The organism is Aeromonas sp. S16(2024) (assembly GCF_041403065.1).
Lineage (GTDB): Bacteria > Pseudomonadota > Gammaproteobacteria > Enterobacterales > Aeromonadaceae > Aeromonas.
In genome coordinates this window covers 20,355-39,061 of sequence record NZ_JBGLQX010000025.1, presented here as the reverse complement: position 1 = coordinate 39,061, position 18,707 = coordinate 20,355, and the positions used below count along the sequence as shown (strand labels likewise).

Annotated in this window: 13 protein-coding genes; 4 read left to right on the top strand and 9 right to left on the bottom strand. The window is 62.1% G+C overall.

What is annotated here, in order from left to right; translation table 11 throughout:
* Positions 1-186: 186 nt before the first annotated feature.
* The 3 genes from ACB030_RS16985 to ACB030_RS16975 form a co-directional block, all read right to left on the bottom strand.
* On the bottom strand, positions 187-840 hold the full coding sequence (locus ACB030_RS16985) for a DUF2913 family protein (protein ID WP_371161413.1): 654 nt from the start codon (positions 838-840) through the stop codon (positions 187-189).
* A 91-nt stretch (positions 841-931) separates the two neighbouring features.
* A complete protein-coding gene (locus ACB030_RS16980) occupies positions 932-2,227 on the bottom strand; it encodes a DEAD/DEAH box helicase (RefSeq protein ID WP_162520135.1) in 1,296 nt (431 codons plus the stop codon).
* Positions 2,228-2,507: 280 nt separating this feature from the next.
* Complete coding sequence (locus ACB030_RS16975) at positions 2,508-3,158, bottom strand: DedA family protein (RefSeq protein WP_371161411.1); 651 nt, start codon at positions 3,156-3,158, stop codon at positions 2,508-2,510.
* Positions 3,159-3,545: 387 nt separating this feature from the next.
* Between ACB030_RS16975 and ACB030_RS16970 the strand changes: the two genes are divergently transcribed.
* Both ACB030_RS16970 and ACB030_RS16965 read left to right on the top strand, forming a co-directional pair.
* Complete coding sequence (locus ACB030_RS16970) at positions 3,546-4,475, top strand: autotransporter domain-containing protein (RefSeq protein WP_234569368.1); 930 nt, start codon at positions 3,546-3,548, stop codon at positions 4,473-4,475.
* A 111-nt stretch (positions 4,476-4,586) separates the two neighbouring features.
* Positions 4,587-5,585 (top strand): DUF1176 domain-containing protein, encoded by a 999-nt coding sequence (locus ACB030_RS16965; protein WP_371161408.1) that lies wholly within the window; start codon positions 4,587-4,589, stop codon positions 5,583-5,585.
* A gap of 40 nt (positions 5,586-5,625) precedes the next feature.
* Here ACB030_RS16965 and ACB030_RS16960 read toward each other — a convergent pair whose 3' ends face one another.
* The 6 genes from ACB030_RS16960 to dapB all read right to left on the bottom strand — a co-directional run bounded on the left by ACB030_RS16960 (position 5,626) and on the right by dapB (position 16,159).
* Positions 5,626-6,795 carry a DUF1615 domain-containing protein gene (locus ACB030_RS16960; protein WP_042042274.1) on the bottom strand — a complete coding sequence of 390 codons (1,170 nt, stop codon included), beginning with the start codon at positions 6,793-6,795 and terminating at the stop codon, positions 5,626-5,628.
* A gap of 142 nt (positions 6,796-6,937) precedes the next feature.
* Complete coding sequence (locus ACB030_RS16955) at positions 6,938-7,843, bottom strand: GGDEF domain-containing protein (RefSeq protein ID WP_171273627.1); 906 nt, start codon at positions 7,841-7,843, stop codon at positions 6,938-6,940.
* Between the two features lie 271 nt (positions 7,844-8,114).
* Positions 8,115-9,773: a 2-isopropylmalate synthase gene (leuA, locus tag ACB030_RS16950; RefSeq protein WP_371161406.1), complete on the bottom strand. Its 1,659-nt coding sequence runs from the start codon at positions 9,771-9,773 to the stop codon at positions 8,115-8,117.
* Between the two features lie 527 nt (positions 9,774-10,300).
* Entirely contained in the window at positions 10,301-13,525 is a 3,225-nt protein-coding gene (carB, locus tag ACB030_RS16945; RefSeq protein WP_371161404.1) for a carbamoyl-phosphate synthase large subunit, read from the bottom strand.
* Between the two features lie 16 nt (positions 13,526-13,541).
* The gene (gene carA, locus ACB030_RS16940) at positions 13,542-14,678 is read right to left on the bottom strand and encodes a glutamine-hydrolyzing carbamoyl-phosphate synthase small subunit (RefSeq protein WP_371161402.1); all 1,137 of its coding nucleotides are present in this window, start codon (positions 14,676-14,678) and stop codon (positions 13,542-13,544) included.
* 668 nt (positions 14,679-15,346) lie between these two features.
* A complete protein-coding gene (dapB, locus tag ACB030_RS16935) occupies positions 15,347-16,159 on the bottom strand; it encodes a 4-hydroxy-tetrahydrodipicolinate reductase (RefSeq protein WP_371161400.1) in 813 nt (270 codons plus the stop codon).
* A gap of 321 nt (positions 16,160-16,480) precedes the next feature.
* Here dapB and ACB030_RS16930 point away from each other — a divergent pair, with 321 nt between their 5' ends.
* Both ACB030_RS16930 and ACB030_RS16925 read left to right on the top strand, forming a co-directional pair.
* Positions 16,481-17,827: a Na+/H+ antiporter NhaC family protein gene (locus ACB030_RS16930; RefSeq protein ID WP_371161398.1), complete on the top strand. Its 1,347-nt coding sequence runs from the start codon at positions 16,481-16,483 to the stop codon at positions 17,825-17,827.
* A gap of 122 nt (positions 17,828-17,949) precedes the next feature.
* Complete coding sequence (locus ACB030_RS16925) at positions 17,950-18,546, top strand: 5-formyltetrahydrofolate cyclo-ligase (RefSeq protein WP_371161396.1); 597 nt, start codon at positions 17,950-17,952, stop codon at positions 18,544-18,546.
* Positions 18,547-18,707 lie beyond the last annotated feature (161 nt).

Sequence of the window (18,707 nt, the reverse complement as noted above, 5' to 3'; positions counted from 1 at the left end):
CAGCCCATGGCCTGCGCGGTTCAATCGGTGGCGGGTGGCAGATCCCCCAGCAAGTAACGAGGGCCGCTCCCCCTGGATCAGAGTCAGCTCACCCTGCCGCCATTCCCGCTGGCGGCCAGCCATAAAAAACCCCGGCACAGGGCCGGGGTAGTGAGAGAGGCATAAGCACCAGGGCCCCGATCAGGCTCAGCCCTCGGCCAGCAGCGCCAGGGCGGGTTGGGCATTGCCCGGCACCAGACGGTAGGCCTTGTGGTGCTTGACCAGGGTGGCCTTCTTGTCACCCTGGCTCAACAGCAGCCCCTGCTTGAAGGCCGCCTCGGCCAACTGTTTTTCATCCCCGCGCACATAGAGGGTGAGGGGCTTCACCAGCTCTCCCCCCTCGATATGGCCCTGATACTCGCTGGCCGAGATGATCAGGCTGGACTGACCCTGGCTCAGCAGCCGCTGTTTGGCGCTCAGTTCGCTGTCGGTAAACACCAGCCAACCCGCGCTCTCCAGCTCGGCGACCAGGGTGGCGAGCCTGGCGCCCAATTGCCCGGGCTCGGCCATAGCCCGGCCGTACTGGCAGACGATGCGCGAAAGCAGCCCCTTGAGATCGGCTCCGGCTCCCAGGGTGCGGCCCAGCTGAACCCAGGCTTTCAAGTCCTCCATCACCAGACGGGAGAAGCGCTTCTCCTTGAGGGAGTCCGCCATCCAGGTGCAGAGGAAGTGGCTCTCTTGCGCCGGGGTGCGCTTGCCCGCCTTCTGCTCTGCGGTACGGGCCAGCTCGGCCAGGCTCTGGGTGGCCATGTCGAGCAGGGCCTGATTGTAATCTTGCGGGTTCTTGACTGGCGGGATCATCGCACGTCCTCTGGGTGATCGGTAAACAGCATCAAGGCGCCAACGGCGCCTTGAGTCGGGAGCCAAGGCTCCCCTGCATCATCTTGTCCGCTTACTTCGACTGGCGAGGCTTCTTGGCGGCCGCCAGACGCTTGAGGCGCTGGCCCTGCAGCTTGGCCTCGGCCATTACCTGGGCGGCGGCATTGTCTTCCCGCTGCGGGCGCTTGCCGAAACGGCGGCGCTCCTGCAACTGCTTGATCAGCTCGTCACGGCTGCTCACCTCGTAGCCCGGCACCATGATGCGGCGGATCTTCTGGCCGATCAGCGCCTCGATCTCGAGCAGGGTGCGCTCCTCTTCGCGGCTGACGAAGGAGACCGCCATGCCGCTCTTGCCGGCGCGGCCGGTACGGCCGATGCGGTGGACGTAATCCTCCGCCAGGAAGGGCAGATCGTAGTTGACCACGTACTGCAGATCCGGGATGTCCAGACCACGGGCGGCCACTTCGGTGGCGACCAGCACCCGTACCTTGCCTTCCATGAACTCGCGCAGGGCACGGCGACGGCTGCCCTGAGCCTTCTCGCCATGGACCACGGCGGACTTGATGCCGTCGAGGTTCAGCTCTTCCACCAGCACGTCACAGCTCTCGCGGGTACTGGCGAACACCAGCACCTGTTGCCAGTTCTGCTTGCCGATGAGCTCGGAGAGCAGCTCGCGCTTGCGCTTCTGCTCCACCGGATAGACGGTGTGGCTGACGGTGTCGGCGGTGGAGTTCTGCTTGTTGACGCTGATGATCTGCGGTCTGTCGAGCATCAGGTTGGCCAGCTTCTTCACGGCGTCGGAGAAGGTGGCGGAGAAGAGCAGGTTCTGACGGGTCTTGTTCACAGCCTGCAGGATCTGCTGCACATCGGCACTGAAGCCCATGTCGAGGATGCGATCCGCTTCGTCCAGCACCAGGGTCTCGACACCGGAGAGGCTGAGGTTGCAGGCGGTCAGGTGCTCGAGCAGGCGGCCCGGGGTCGCCACTATGATGTGCGCACCCGCCTTGAGTTTGCGGGCCTGCACGTCCTGTTTGCCACCGCCGACCAGGGTCAGCACGCTGATGTCCAGATACTTGGCGAAGTCGTTGATGTTGCTCGCCACCTGGGCAGCCAGCTCGCGGGTCGGGGTCAGGATCAGCACCCGGGCGTTGGAAGGCTGGGCCGGGGCCGGGTTATCCACCAGACGTTGCAGTATGGGCAGCGCAAAGGCCGCCGTCTTGCCGGTCCCGGTCTGGGCGCTGGCCAGCACGTCGCTGCCACGGCGTATGGTCGGGATCGCCTGCTGCTGCACAGGGGTCATCTCCTGATAACCGCACTCTGAGACGGCACGCAAAATCTCGGGGGCAAAATCGAACGATTCAAATCTCATAATGGGTTCCTGTGTTCCAGCTGAGCTGTAGTTGGCTTAAGTGGCCTGGGCCGGCATGTGGCACGGCCTCGGCGAGGCTTGGGGCCAAGGACGGCTGGGTCTGACATCACGTCAGAAGATGAGCCGGAAAATGGCGGGCGCGAAGTGTAACAGATAGGCATCAGGATTTCCGCCTCAAATGGCCTGTATTTTTACGCTACCGGGGCGAGCCGCCTGACACGGGCGGCTTGGGGACAAGGGACAGGGGGCAGGCCCGTCCCCCTATATCCCCGTGCTTAGCTCAGCGCGCTCTCTTGGTCGAGCGCTTGAGCAGTCGCATGCCGATGGCGGCCACGGCGATGACGAAGAGGGCGAAGGAGGTCACCAGCAGGCACTTGGTCAACAGCTCGTGATGATCGGCCAAGAGCGGCGTCGCCATCATGAACTTGCCGACCATGCTGAGGGCCAGGGCCCAGAGGAAGGTGCTGGCAAAGCTGGTCATGGCCACCCGCAGCAGGTTCAGGCGGGAGATCCCCATCAGCATGGGCGTCAGCACCCTGACGAAGGGGATGAAACGGGAGACGAACATGGCCCAGAAGCCATAGCGTTCGAGCAGCCGGGAGGCGCGGGGCAGGCTGCCTTCCGGTATCACCCGCTCCACCTGGCCCATGAAGCGGGTACCATGGAGCGCATGGCCCTGCCAATACGCCATCACGCTGCCGACGCCGGCAGCCAGGGGCAGATAGAGGAACACCACTTCGGGCCCGAGCACTCCCATGCCCACCAGACCACCGGCCAGCAGCACAAGGCTGTCCCCCGGCAGCGGCAAAAAGACGAAGCTCGATTCGAGAAAGAGGATCACCACCAGACAGGTGACGAGCAGACCGACCGCCTGCAGTTGTATTAATTGCTCAAAGTCCTGATGCCATATGGCAAGCAGCATGTCCTGCATCTGGTATGACTCCCATCAACGTAATGCGCATCCGTCATGACGGCCCAAAGGCCCGGTCTGGCCACCCCTCCCTGGTACCACCCCCATAAGCTCCTGCGGGAGGCCCGTTATACACCCGGGGAACTGAACAATAAATTAATGTCTGCCATTTATGTGGATACTCCGTCATCCGGCCCCGCCAGCCCGGTGCGCTGGCGGCAAGGTGATCTCGCCCCGGGAGTCCCCTTGGGCCTTAACCGCAAAACTGCAAAGAATATAGTCAGTTGGCACTGAACCGGGCTGCCATGGCGCCAGAAAAACCGTTACAGTGTAAGGACTCCTCAGTGGACGAGGAGGTCCACGGAGCTAGGTATGGCGCATCCCCCCTCTTCTTATCTTCATGCATGCATGCTTCTGCTGAGCGGGCTCGGGCTCTTCAGCCAGGCCGCTCAGGCCAATGACGGGACCCTGGTTCAGCAGCGGGCCAATGCGGTCGTCTCCCTGATGAGCTTCACTGTGGTGCCGGACATCACCGCCAGCAACCTGGACATAGGGGGTGGCACCAACGAAAGCTCGGCCCTGACCATCACCCAGCTCGGCGGCGGCGCCACCATGAGCGAGGGCTTCCCCATCTATCTGGAGGGCACCCTGGGTTACAGCCGCTACGATCCCCAGTTCGTGTTCACCGACGGCAACGAGACCCGCACCATCCCCACCAAATGGAACAGCCTGAGCGCCACCGGCGGCATCGGCTGGGACTTCAGCCTGCACCGTGACCGCTTTGGCGGCAACCTGGTGCTGCGCCCCATCGCCAACTTCACCCTGGGCACAGTCGCGAGCGATCTGCGCATCGGCGCCGCCTTGATCCAGCACAGGACGGGCAGGAACCTCGACTTCCTCGACGGCGGCCGGCTCAATGTGTATGGCCTGGGGGGATCCCTGATGCTCGATTACGAGCTCTTCTCCAAGCCACAGGACATAGATGTCGAGCTGCGCTACTCCTATCAGCACCTGCAGAGCTTCACCGGCACCGCCGACAGCATCACCGGCCAGGCCGAGGCGGAGAACCTCGGCCTCTACCTGCGTCGCCGGGCTCCACTCTTCACCTGGACCCTGCTGGATCGCCCGCTGCGCTATGTGCTGGAGGGGGCCAGAACCGAATACTTGGGAGAGCAACGGGGCCTGCTCGGCTTCAACAGCCTCAACTCCCTGGGCCTTGGGTTCGAGCTCGACAGCAGCAAGTACGACATCTTCATCACCCGCACCCGGCTGGTAGCCCGTTATATGTTCAGCCACAACACCAGCGGCTACTCCATCGGGCTGGCGATGAGTTTCTAGTCGGATCAAAGGGCTATGTCCCTCGGCTCAGTTAAGTTAGCCCACAACAAGATTCAATATGAGCCGTCCAGAATGCTATCCTGACCTTTCCCATGCTTCAGGAACCATTTCATGCTCATCACAACACTGCTGACCTCTGCACTCGGCTCATTTACTGAAGGGATCTCTTTTCAACACAAAGACTGGGAAGTGGCCTGCGACAACACGCGCACATGCCGAGCAGCTGGTTACAGTGCAAAATTGGGTGGACTATCGGTTCTACTCACCCGAGAGGCTGGCGCCAAGGGCACGCTGCATGCCGAGCTTGCCATCGCAGAAGTTGATGAACAGACCCCGGAGGTCCCCGCTGATGGTTTGATCACACTGCGCATCAATGATGAGGTACTCGGCACCGTAAAAGAGCGGACTCCGTTCAGTCAGCTACAAACTGCGGCGCTAGTTCGAGCAATCAAAGGAACTGGCAAGGTGGTATTTGAATGGAGCAAGCACCAGGAACCGCTATCCGGTGCCGGTGCCTATGCCATTTTTCTCAAAATGGATGAGTTCCAAGGCCGTCTCAATACCAGTACAGCCCTGACCAAACAGGGCTCGCTACCCACAACATCCATTCCTCCTGCCTTGGCGGCCCCCGTGATCCACGCCAGCGCCGTAACCGCAGATAACCTCTCCCGCCCGCTCACCCAGCTGGAGCAACAGAGCATAGGTAAGTGGCTGAAACAGCAAGTCGATAAAGACACCTGTCCCATAACCTATGAAGATTCGGAAGGTGGCATGCTCTATCCCCTGAACCAAGAACGAGCCTTGGTCCAGCTACCCTGCTGGCTCGCCGCTTACAACGACGGTTCGGCATTCATTCTGATTGATACGAACCTTGATACCGGCAGTGCGACCCTCATCAACACTGACGCAAATGGTTATGGAATGGGTGAACTGAGTGCCTCACATAAAGGAAGAGGGATAGGAGATTGTTTTTCTTTCGAAAGCTGGGTCTGGGACGGCAAAACCTTCGTGCAGCGCGAGAAAAGCACCACAGGCAGCTGCCGCATGATAGCCCTGGGGGGAACCTGGCACCTACCAACCCTGACCAGCCAGGTGGTCAAAGCACAATGAACAAGGGCGGCCACTTGGCCGCCCTTGTTGTCTCTGACTGTCAGCGAATGGTCGCCATCTTCCTGACGCAGGCCTGCTCCCTGTCATCCACCCGCTTGGCAAACCAGGCGGTGGTGAGGTTGCGGGTGATCTTGGGGCTTTTCAGCTGGATACCGGGCAGCACGGCGCGGGGTTGGCGCTTGCCCGCCTGCTTGTCGGCCAGGGTAAAGACCCTGTGATAGAGGTCGGTCTGGGCAAAGTCGGCACTATCCCCCTTGAGCAGGCTCTGGTGGATGGCCTGCTTGCTCATGTTGACGCGGCTGGCGATGCTGTGCACCGCGAGCTCCGTCTTGCCGGGCAGGTCGGAGTCGTAGCGGACCAGATCCCCGTCCAGGGCCAGGGGCTTGCCGCTGACCCGGCTCACCGCAGCCTGGAAGGCGGCGTTGCGGCTGGCATACCAGCCCGCATTGAAGTCGGCGAAACGGTAGAGGGTGTCCGGGTAGTCGGCGGGATAACCGAAGATGTGTTTGGTGCCAAACCAGATGCCGCCCCGGCGGGTAAAGACTTCATGGCGGATGGACTCTTTGACGGGATAGGGGTAGCCGCGGGCGTTGGCCTCGGCGAAGGCCACGCTCACCTGCATGGGGCCCCCGGTGCGCACCGGGTTGAGGTTGCCAAAGAGCTGCTTGCCCATGGGTACGGCCCCTATCATGTCCTCGAAGATCTCGCTCATCTCCCGCTCGGTGCGAAGGGCATCGATGCGCGCGGCGTAGGATTTGCCCGTGGGGGACTTGATGGAGAGGGCGGTGCGCACCACGAACTCGGGGATGAGCAGCTTGGCGGCCCGGGCGTTGATCTCCTTCCAGGCTATCTTGCCAAGGCCGGGCACCACGGGATCGGCCTGATAGGTGGCCTCCTGCTCCGCCACCGCCAGCACTGAGCAGACATTGTGATCGTTCACCGTCAGCCCCTGGGTGCTGAGCGCCGTCACCACGTCGTTGGCCCAGCCCGGCTTGTCTTGTACCTGGCGCGGCAGGAAGCGCACTATGCGGCTCTTCATGTCCGCAGGCTTGCGCGGCTGCATCGCCTTGGGTTGTTTGGCGATGGCGGCGGCCTCCTCGACAGTAGGAGTAGGGGGTGTAGGTTCACTGGCGCAGCCCGCCAGCACGGCGGCAGCCAGCAGTGCGCAGAGGCGCCAGGGGGAGAAAGACAAAGGGCGAGAGGGGATCATGAGGGCTTCCGATAAAGTGCGGACCCCTCATGCCGGATGAGGGGTCCCGAATGCAAACAGGTGGTCATTGTAGTGGATGGCGCGGGCAATCTGAAGGCGGCAGAGCGGCCGGGGCCCAGGGCTGCGGCATCCCCTGGCGTCATCACGCCAGCTCGACCCGGTTGCGCCCCAGGTGTTTGGCCCGGTAGAGCGCGAGATCGGTGCGTTTGACCAGCGCCTCGACCGCCTCCCCCGCCTGGCCTATGCCGACGGCGATGCTCACGGTGAACCTTATCTCCTCGCAGGCGACCAGAGCCTCGGTGGCGGCTCTTATCTGCTCCGCCAGTGCCTGAGCCTTGTCGCTCAGCATGCCGGGCAGCCAGATGGCGAACTCCTCGCCCCCCAGGCGCGCCACCACCCCATCCGGCGGGCAGTGCTGACACAGCAAGGCGCTGAATTCCTGCAGCACATTGTCACCTATGCCGTGGCCGTAGCGATCGTTGATCTGCTTGAAGTGATCGAGATCCAGCAGCAGCAGCGGCGTCCCCTGATCCACATGGGTTTCCAGCACGGCGCGAAATGCGCGGCGATTGGAAAGACCCGTCAGTTCGTCGGACATGGCGAGCGAGGCCAGCCGGGTCTGGACGCCATACATCTGTTGCACCATCAGCAGCACGCCCCAGGCCGTGGCCAGCATGCCGAGGGTGCGCAGGCTGTCTTCCACCGTGGAGAGCCACCAGGGCTGGAAGTAGGCCTCGTCAACCAGATCTATGGTCCCCGACACCAGCCAGCTCCCCAGACCGGCGCAGAGAAACAGGTAGGTCCGGTTCGAGATCTGGGCACACTGCACCACCCAGAACATGAACAGCAGGGTCAGCACATTGATGGCCTCGGCCAGGGCGCCGATGGTGTAGAGGTTATGTTCGGGCAGGCGCTCGAAGCTGGCGGCATCCAGGCCCCCCGTCAGCAGCAACAGGCAGAGCAGGCTCAGCAGGGCGAGGCGGCGACCAGGGGAGAGCGAGAAGAACCTAGCGGGGTGTACGGATAACCTGAGGGGAGTCTTCATCATCGTTATGGCTCCAAACCTGCATTGCCTCTATCCCAGGCGGCCGCACTCAGCCGCCAGCACCCAATGAACCGCAAGGCCAATCCTGGCCGCACGGCGCTCGTATTGTGAGCCGATTTTTCCATAAAAAACAATCCCCTCAGCACAGTGCTGAAGGGATCCAGGTACCATTTTCCACTGTGCGCCGCCCTTTTGCTGCCGGCGACCCCCTGGCACAGGCGGTGTGGAGGACGTCCTTCAAGGGGCTGGCCTTACCCTCGACACGCCCGCCCCCTCACGCACTCTGGCGCAGGGCGCGGACCTGGGCGGCGCCATTGATCACCGCCTGCAAGGAGGCGTTGACCACGTCGCGGCCTATGGCGACCCCGCACATGCGCACTCCGTCGACGCTGAGCAGCACATAGGCGGCGGCGCGGGATTCGGTGCCGGAGGAGAGGGCATGCTCGGAGTAATCCAGCACGTCTATGTGCATGCCGGTCTGACGCTCCCAGCCGTTGACCAGGGCGGTGATGGCCCCCTCCCCCTCACCACAGAGCTGCAAGCTGCCGTCCGGGGTCTGCAGCTCGAGGCGCAGTGTCTCCTGGCTGTCGTGACCGAGCTGGAAGCGGCCGATGCGATAACCGTGCAGCGGCTCGAGGTAGTGCTGCTCGAACAGGGCGCGGATCTGCTCCGGACTGATCTCGCTGCTGCTCGCCTCGGCCTCGGCCTGAACCCGGCGGCTGAAATCGATCTGCAGCCAGCGCGGCAGTTGCAGGCCAAGGTCGCGCTCCAGCAGATAGGTGACGCCCCCCTTGCCAGACTGGCTGTTGATGCGGATCACCGCCTCGTAGCTGCGGCCCAGATCGGCAGGATCGATCGGCAAATAGGCCACATCCCAGTAGGGATCGGGCTTCTCGGCCGCCAGGGACTTGCGAATGGCATCCTGGTGGCTGCCGGAAAACGCCGTGTAGACCAGCTCGCCGGCATAGGGGTGGCGCGGGTGCAGGGCAATCTGGGTGCAGGCCCCCACGGTCGCCACTATGGCATCCATGTCCGACAAGTCCAGCTCGGGATCTATCCCCTGGCTGTAGAGGTTCATGGCCATGGTGACTATGTCCATGTTGCCGGTGCGCTCGCCGTTGCCAAGCAGGGTGCCCTCGATGCGATCGGCCCCCGCCAGCATAGCCAGCTCGGCGGCGGCCACCCCGCAGCCCCTGTCATTGTGGGTATGGATGGAGATGCTCACCTCGGGGCGCGCCTTGAGGTGGCGGCAGAACCACTCCACCTGATCCGCGAACACATTGGGAGTGCTCACCTCGACCGTGGCAGGGAGGTTGAGGATCATGGGGCGGCCAGCAGTGCGCCACTCATCGATGACGGCGTCACAGACCTCCACCGCGAACTCCACCTCTGTGCTGCTGAAGCTCTCGGGGGAATACTGGAAGCTCCACTCTGTGCCGGGGTTGCGGTCCGCGTATTCCCGCACCCAGCGCGCCCCCTGCACGGCGATGCCCTTGACCCCTTCGCGATCTGTGTTGAACACATAGTTGCGCTGGGTCGGGTTGACCGAGTTGTAGACATGAACGATGGCGCGTTTGGCCCCCCTGAGGGAGTCGAAGGTGCGGGCGATGAGATCTTCCCGGGCCTGCACCAGCACCTGGATGGTCACATCCTCCGGAATGAGATTGCGCTCGATGAGTTCCCGCACGAAGTCAAAGTCCGGCTGGGAGGCGGCGGGGAAGCCGACCTCGATGTGTTTGAAGCCGACATGGGTCATCAGGGCCCACATTTGCAGCTTCTGGGCCACCGTCATGGGCTCGACCAGCGCCTGGTTGCCGTCCCGCAGATCCACGGCGCACCAGAGCGGCGCCTTCGTCATCACCCGGTTGGGCCATTGACGGTCCGCCAGAGCGATGACGGGGGCAGGGCGGTATTTGCGATGATCGAAGCTCATATTCAGATTCCCTTGGCAGATATTGAGGCACCAGGCGACCGGGCAGGTAACAGAGGGGGCAAGGAGGGGGAGCGGGCTGGCGCGATAACGCTGGCCCTGACTGGCGGTGCGGCGGTTACCCCACAGCCGGTTTCCATTGGTCCCTATCGGTGGAAGGGGCCGGCCAGGCTGGCTGGATAAGCCGCTGGCCCTGATCCTCTCGCAACCCTCTGACACTGAATGCTTGCCGGTGCGGACGACCTTGTTTGCTCACGCATGTGATGAGAAACCAGTATAGGGAGGCGTTCGGGGTGAGTGATTGCGAAGATTGTTGCTAATGGCACTTAATAGGCAATTTATGATTTCGTTTAGTCTATTTAAGGGCGTTTATCGCCCTTTCACCCTCGCTATTTACGTCACCTCGTGCATGAAGGGCCCACCCGCCCGGGATCCGTCGGTTCCGCAAAAAGAAACACCCCGCCATCGCTGGCGGGGTGTTGTCAGGCTTGTATCCAGGGCCGGAAGAGTCGGCCCTGACTGCGCGCACCTTAGCGGTGCTTGACCTTGTGGTGCAGCTCTTGCACCGAGTTCACGTTGGCGGTGGCATCGACGCTGATGGCCATGCAGGTGGCGAAGGCCGCGTGCAGCGTGGTGGTGTAGGCCACCTTGTGCTGCAGGGCGCCGCGGCGCAGCTGCTTGGAATCCTGAATCGCCTGACGGCCCTCGGCGGTGTTGACTATGTAGGTGTACTCGCCATTCTTGATGCGATCCAGAATGTGCGGACGGCCTTCATGCACCTTGTTCACCAGACGCGGGTTGATGCTCGCCTCCCCCAGAGTCACGGCGGTGCCGTGGGTGGCGTCGAGGTCATAACCCAGCTCCAGCAGCTTGGCAGCCAGGTTGACCACCCGCTCCTTGTCGCCGTGGCGCACCGAGAGCAGGGCACGACCCTCGCTCGGCACCTGGTGACCTGCACCCAGCTGCGCCTTGGCATAGGCCTCGGCGAAGCTGCTGCCCACCCCCATCACTTCACCGGTGGAGCGCATTTCCGGCCCCAGCAGCGGGTCGACACCCGGGAACTTGGCGAAGGGCAGCACCACCTCTTTGACCGAGTAGTAGGGCGGGATGATCTCTGTGGTGAAACCTTGATCCTGCAGGCTCTGACCGGCCATGACGCGGGCGGCAATCTTGGCCAGCGGCGCACCGGTCGCCTTGGAGACGAAGGGCACTGTCCGGGCGGCACGGGGGTTCACCTCGATGAGGTAAATCTCGTTGTCCTTGACCGCGAACTGGACGTTCATCAAGCCCACCACGCCGAGCTCCAGCGCCAATTTCCGTACCTGCTCGCGCATCTCGTCCTGGATGGCCTTGGACAGGGTGTAGGGCGGCAGGGAGCAGGCGGAGTCACCGGAGTGGATACCGGCCTGCTCGATGTGCTCCATGATGCCGCCGATGACCACGTCCACGCCGTCGCAGATGGCGTCCACGTCCACCTCGGTGGCGTCGTCGAGGAAGCGATCCAGCAGTACTGGTGACTCGTTGGAGACGCTCACAGCTTCGGCGAAGTAGCGGCGCAAGTCCTGCTCGTCATAGACGATCTCCATGGCGCGGCCACCCAGCACATAGGAGGGGCGCACCACCAGCGGGTAGGTGATGCGCTCGGCGGTCAGCACGGCCTGCTCCAGCGCGGTGACGGTGCCATTTTCCGGCTGCTTGAGGCCCAGACGCTCGACGGCGGACTGGAAGCGCTCGCGATCTTCGGCGCGGTCGATGGCATCCGGGCTGGTACCGATGATCGGCACACCGTTGGCTTCCAGTGCACGGGCCAGTTTCAGCGGGGTCTGGCCGCCGTACTGGACGATGACGCCTTTCGGGTTTTCGACGCGCACGATTTCCAGCACGTCTTCCAGGGTCACCGGCTCGAAGTAGAGACGGTCGGATGTGTCGTAATCGGTGGAGACGGTCTCCGGGTTGCAGTTGACCATGATGGTCTCGTAACCGTCTTCGCGCAGGGCCAGGGCCGCGTGCACGCAGCAGTAGTCGAACTCGATGCCCTGACCGATGCGGTTCGGGCCGCCGCCGATGATCATGATCTTGTCGCGATTGGTCGGCGCCGCTTCGCACTCCTCGTCATAGCTGGAGTACATGTAGGCGGTGTTGGTGGCGAACTCGGCGGCGCAGGTATCGACCCGCTTGTAGACCGGGAAGATGTTGTGGCGGGCACGGGCCTTGCGCACCTCGCCCTCGGCCACGCCGAGGATCTTGGCCAGACGGGCGTCGGCGAAGCCCTTGCGCTTCAGGGTGCGCAGGAAGTCGGCGTCCAGGCCGGCCATGCCGCGCTCTTTCACCTGCTCTTCCAGCTTCACCAGCTCTTCAATCTGCACCAGGAACCAGGGGTCAATCTTGGTCAGCTTGAAGATGCCGTCCATGGAGAGACCGGCGCGGAACGCATCGGCGATGTACCAGATGCGGTCGCAACCGGCATCCTGCAGCTCGTGGCGGATGCGGGTCAGGGAGTCGGGGGTATTGAGATCCACCATGGGGTCGAAGCCGGTCTTGCCGGTCTCGAGGCTGCGCAGCGCCTTGTGCAGGGACTCCTGGAAGTTGCGGCCAATGGCCATCACTTCACCCACGGACTTCATCTGAGTGGTGAGACGGTCGTTGGCACCGGCAAACTTCTCGAAGTTGAAGCGCGGGATCTTGGTCACCACGTAGTCAATCGCCGGCTCGAAGGAGGCCGGGGTACGACCGCCGGTGATGTCGTTCATCAACTCGTCCAGGGTGTAACCGATGGCGAGCTTGGCGGCAATTTTGGCGATGGGGAAACCGGTCGCCTTGGAGGCCAGCGCGGAGGAGCGCGACACCCGCGGGTTCATCTCGATGATGACCATGCGGCCGTCTTTGGGGTTGATGCCGAACTGGACGTTGGAGCCGCCGGTCTCGACGCCTATCTCGCGCAGCACCGCCATGGAGGCGTTGCGCATCAGCTGGTACTCCTTGTCGGTCAGCGTCTGGGCTGGCGCGACCGTGATGGAGTCACCGGTGTGGATGCCCATGGGGTCGAAGTTTTCGATGGCGCAGACGATGATGCAGTTGTCGTTGCGATCCCGCACCACTTCCATCTCGTACTCTTTCCAGCCGATCAGGGACTCATCGATGAGCAGCTCCTTGGTCGGGGAGAGATCCAGGCCGCGCTCGCAGATCTCGACGAACTCTTCGGTGTTGTAGGCGATGCCGCCACCGGAGCCACCCATGGTGAAGGAGGGACGGATGATGCAGGGGAAGCCGACCATCTGCTGCACCTTCCATGCCTCTTCCATGTTGTGGGCGATGCCGGCGCGCGGGCACTCCAGGCCGATGCTCTTCATGGCGATGTCGAAGCGACGACGATCTTCCGCCTTGTCGATGGCATCGGCGGTGGCACCGATCATCTCGACACCGAACTCGGCCAGCACGCCATGCTTCTCCAGATCCAGCGCGCAGTTGAGTGCGGTCTGGCCACCCATGGTGGGCAGCACGGCATCGGGGCGCTCTTTCTTGATGATCTCGCGCACCACTTCCCAGGTGATGGGCTCGATGTAGGTGGCATCCGCCATCTCGGGGTCGGTCATGATGGTGGCCGGGTTGGAGTTCACCAGGATGACGCGGTATCCCTCCTCGCGCAGGGCCTTGCAGGCCTGGGCGCCGGAGTAGTCGAATTCGCAGGCCTGACCGATGACGATGGGGCCGGCGCCGAGGATCAGGATGCTCTGTAGGTCGTTACGTTTTGGCATGGCTCTCTTTATCCTCTTAGGCGCGATACTGCTTAATCAATTCAATAAAGTGGTCGAACAGACCGGCACAGTCGTGGGGGCCCGGGCTCGCTTCAGGGTGACCCTGGAAGCTGAAGGCTGGACGATCGGTGCGATGTATGCCCTGCAGGGAGCCGTCGAACAGGGAGACGTGAGTGGCACGCAGGCACTCCGGCAGGCTGTTCTCGTCCACCGCAAAACCGTGGTTCTGGGCGGTGATCATGACGGTGTTGTCATCCAGGCTCTTCACCGGGTGGTTGGCACCGTGGTGACCGAACTTCATCTTGATGGTCTTGGCGCCGGAGGCCAGACCCAGCAGCTGGTGACCCAGGCAGATGCCGAACACCGGGGTGTTGGTCCCAAGGAAGGTCTTGATGGCCTCGATGGCGTAGTCGCACGGCTCGGGGTCACCGGGGCCGTTGGAGAGGAAGATGCCATCCGGGTTCAGCGCCAGCACCTCGGCGGCCGGGGTCTTGGCCGGCACTACTGTCAGGCGGCAGCCGCGGTCCACCAGCATGCGCAAGATATTGCGCTTGACGCCAAAGTCGTAGGCCACCACGTGGTATTTCAGCTCATCGGCGGCCGGGGTGACGTGCCCCTTGCCGAGCTGCCAGCTACCCTCGGTCCAGCTGTAGGATTCGCTGACGGTCACTTCCTTGGCCAGATCCATCCCCTTCAGACCGGGGAAGGCGCGGGCCTGGCTCAGGGCATGGGCTTCATCGAGCTGCTTGCCGGCCAGTATGCAACCGGCCTGGGCACCCTTCTCTCGCAGGATGCGGGTCAGTTTACGGGTGTCGATGTCGGCGATGCCAACGATGTTGTGGGACTTGAGGTAATCGGAGAGGGATTGCTGATTGCGGAAATTGGAGGCAAGTATCGGAAGATCCCGGATGATCAATCCCTGCGCGTGGATTTGACTGGACTCTTCATCTTCGCTGTTGGTGCCGGTGTTGCCTATATGGGGGTAAGTGAGGGTGACTATCTGACGGGAATAAGAGGGATCGGTGAGGATTTCCTGATAGCCCGTCATCGACGTATTGAAAACCACTTCACCAACGGAACATCCCTCGGCGCCTATCGACACGCCTTTGAACACAGTTCCATCTTCCAGCACTAGCAATGCAGTGTGATTCAAGACAACCTCCAGTTATTTAGCTTTAAATTCAGCAATTTACCTGGGTGTTGCGGGTCCGGACGCTGTTTGAAACAGGGCTCAAACCCGGCAGATTTCTGGCAAATTGGGCGCATTCTACTTAAAAACGATCTCATTTCAACGTCTTTTCTCGTTTGAAATGCATCTAAATTCAATAAACAAGCAACATTACCCATTATCTATGCACTAAGGCGCTTTGCAACCCCCTCCCCAAAAAGAAAAGCCAAAACCCGAAACAAAAGCACCCACCCATGCCACCTCACAGACAAAAATCGATATTTTATCTTTAATAAACAGATGGATATGAATTTAAAAAACAAACAACGAAAGCCAAAAAGTGCCATTTGGTGATAGAAAACTGACTCAGAAAAATAGAAAACGTTTTTCTTTGATTGCATTTTTAGTCTGTTTGGCCGGGTGTGAAAAAAGCGGGCTACAGGGAAGATTGAGACCCGTTCCCGTTACCCTCTGATGACATTTTTGTCGCAGGAGTGTGGCGAAGAAATGGGAAGGGGGCGATTTAGGCAGGTTCACCACAAAAGCGGTGCTTAACGCTTGTTTTTACAAAAACCATAAACAAAACCCCGGCGAGCCGGGGTCTGACAACCAGATCGGGGAGAGGAGAGCCCTGGTCGGGCTCCCGCTACACCCTATTTGAGGTCGAGTACGTCCTGCATGTCGTAAAGACCCGCCCCCTGCTGGCCGAGCCACTTGCCTGCCCGCACGGCGCCATTGGCAAACGTCAGGCGGCTCGAGGCCTTGTGGCTTATCTCCACCCGCTCGCCGATGTCGGCAAACATGACGGTGTGCTCCCCCACCAGATCCCCGGCGCGGATGGTGGCAAAGCCGATGGTGTTGCGATCCCGCTCGCCGGTGATCCCCTCGCGGCCATAGACGGCGCACTCTTTCAAGTCACGTCCGAGGGTCTTGGCCACCACTTCCCCCATGGAGAGCGCGGTGCCGGACGGTGCATCCACCTTGTGCCTGTGGTGCCCCTCGATGATCTCGATGTCGGTGTAATCCCCCATCACCTTGGCGGCCTGCTCCAGCAGCTTGAACACCAGGTTGACGCCGACCGAGTAGTTGGACGCGAAGACGATGCCGATCTGCTTGCCCGCCTCGTGCAGCGCGGCCTTGCCTGACTCATCAAAGCCGGTGGTGCCTATCACCATCTGCTTGCCATGGGCCAGGGCGAAGGCCAGGTTGGCCAGGGTCACCTCGGGACGGGTGAAGTCGATGATGAGATCAAACTCATCGCGCACCTTGTCCAGGCTGTCGCTGATGATGACCCCAAGTCGGCCCAGGCCATTGAGTTCACCCGCATCCAGGCCTATCACGGCAGAGCCAGGTCGCTCCAGCGCCGCACCCACCACCACGCCCTCGGCGTTGGTGATGGCCTCCAGCAGCACCTTGCCCATACGACCATTACAGCCCATCACGGCCACACGGATCGGATTGTCCATCTCCACCCTCTCATCTCTTTATTATGGAAAGAGACCGTTTTACCAGCCCGCGCCGGCTTTGAAAAGCCTTCCGTGGCCGCTCGCACGGCGCCGCCACATCAACAACAAATAGTTATTAAATCCGAATAATTGACGGATTTAATCAGCACATCAGAATCGCAAGAGAAAAAGGCTTATCCATCTGGACGTCTATCTTGACCAGGTGCCCCCGACTCACTACTGTAAGCCCCCCATAGCGGCAGGATGCCTACCCTGTGTCCGAGCATACTCGGGCCAACACAGGCTGCGACAGGAGGTCATTGTTCAAGTTTCGAGGAACACATGATCCAGACCCAACCTAGTGCCAGAGCCCTGCTGCCCCTTCTGGTCTTTCTTGCTCTCTTCATCGGTACCGGCACCTGGCTGACCCTGCAGGGGGTCGAGTTCGCCTTCTACCAGCTGCCCGCCCCCGTGGCCGCCCTGCCCGCCGTCATGCTGGCGCTGATGCTGGGCAAAGAGGGCTTCAACCGCAACCTTGAGACCTTCTTCAAGGGGGTGGGTGACAGCAACATCATGGCCATGTGCCTCATCTATCTGCTGGCGGGCGCCTTCGCCACCGTGGCCAAGGCCACCGGCGGGGTGGATGCCACCGTCGCCCTCGGCCTCTCCCTGATCCCGGGCTGGTTCCTGCTGCCGGGGCTCTTCCTCATCTCCGCCTTCATTGCCACCGCCATGGGCACCTCAATGGGCACCATAGGGGCAGTGGCCCCCGTGGCCCTCGGCGTCGCCCAGGCCACCGGCATAGATCCCGTGCTGATGGCGGGCACCATTCTCTCCGGCGCCATGTTCGGCGATAACCTCTCCATCATCTCGGACACCACCATAGCCGCGACCCGCAGCCAGGGCTGCGAGATGAAGGACAAGTTCCGCGAGAACGTCAAGATTGCCACCCCCGCCGCCGTGCTGGTGATCCTGCTCTACCTGCTGCTGGGCTCCACCGGTGATGCCCCCACCGCCACCGCCAGCGCGGATCTGCTCAAGGTGATGCCCTATCTGCTGATCCTGGTGCTGGCACTCGGTGGCATGAACGTCTTCGTGGTGCTCGGTCTTGGCATACTGGCCGCCGGTGGCGTTGGCATGATCGGAGGCTATCCCCTGGGCCAGTTCAGCAAGGACATCTACCAGGGCTTCACCAGCATGCAGGAGATCTTCCTGCTCTCCATGCTCATCGGTGGCCTCGGCGCCCTGATGGAGCGTCAGGGAGGCCTTGCCTGGATCAGCGCCCGCATCGCCGCCCTCATCGCGCGCTTCACCCGTCATCATGACGGCGAGCAGAACGAGAAGGCGGCCGAGCTCGGTATCGCCGGGGTGGTGGGGCTGACCAACCTCTGCACCGCCAACAATACGGTGGCCATCATAGTCGCCAGCAAGGTGGCCCGGGATCTGGCGGAGCATCACGGTGTCACCCCGCGCCGCGCCGCCTCCATGCTGGATATCTTCTCCTGCGTGGTGCAGGGCTTGATCCCCTGGGGCGCCCAGGCGCTGCTGCTGGGCTCCATCTTCGCCCTCTCCCCCCTGGCCGTGGTGAGCATGAGTTTCTATCCCATGGCTCTGGGGCTGGCCGCCATAATCGCGGTGTTCGTCAAGCATCAGCTGCGTACGGCGGCCGAGCCGTCGGCGCAGGTCTAAACAACTCCATCAGGCCGGGCAAGCGTGTCCGGCCTGATGCCAACCTTGCCCTTCCCCGCTTTTCATCCCGATGGCCCCTTGTTAAGGTAACCCAGTCCTTTAGCCCCACCACAGGAGCCCCCATGCCGGATACCCAGCCCGAGCGGCAGAGCCTGCGCCAACTGATCCGCCAACGCAGAAAGAGTCTGAGTCAGGCCGAACAGCAGGCGGCGGCCCAGCTACTGGTCACGCGTTTTCAGGAACACCCCGAGATCCAGGCGGCCAGACGCATCGCCCTCTATCTGGCCAATGACGGCGAGCTAGATCCCCTGCCCGCCATTCACTGGCTCTGGAGCCAGCGCAAAGAGATCTACCTGCCGGTGCTGCACCCCTTCACCCCGGGTCACCTGCTCTTCTTGCGCTACACCGCCACCAGCCCCATGACCCGCAACCGCTATGGCATCGCCGAGCCCGAGCTCGATGTGCAGCAGGTGCTGCCCCACAGCATGCTGGATCTTATCTGCACCCCGCTGGTGGCCTTCGATGCCGAGGGCAACCGGCTCGGCATGGGGGGCGGCTATTACGATCGCACCCTGGCCTGCTGGCACGAACACGGGCTGGGCCCAAGACCGCTGGGGCTCGCCCACGACTGCCAGCAGGTGGAGTCCGTGCCCCAGGCGCAGTGGGACGTGCCGCTGCCCCAGATCATCACCCCCGCCCGTTGCTGGCGCTTCTCCTAGCAGGCTCGGCCCTGCTGCCGGGGGGCAGGTTCCCCTTCCTCCGCCCCTTGGCTCAATAAACAGGCAAACGATTTACATCTTGGGGCTTTTTGCCCCGGAACGTGACCGCCATGGTCGCTCTGGGCAGGATGCTTGGATATAATGCGCCCGCTTTTTCCATA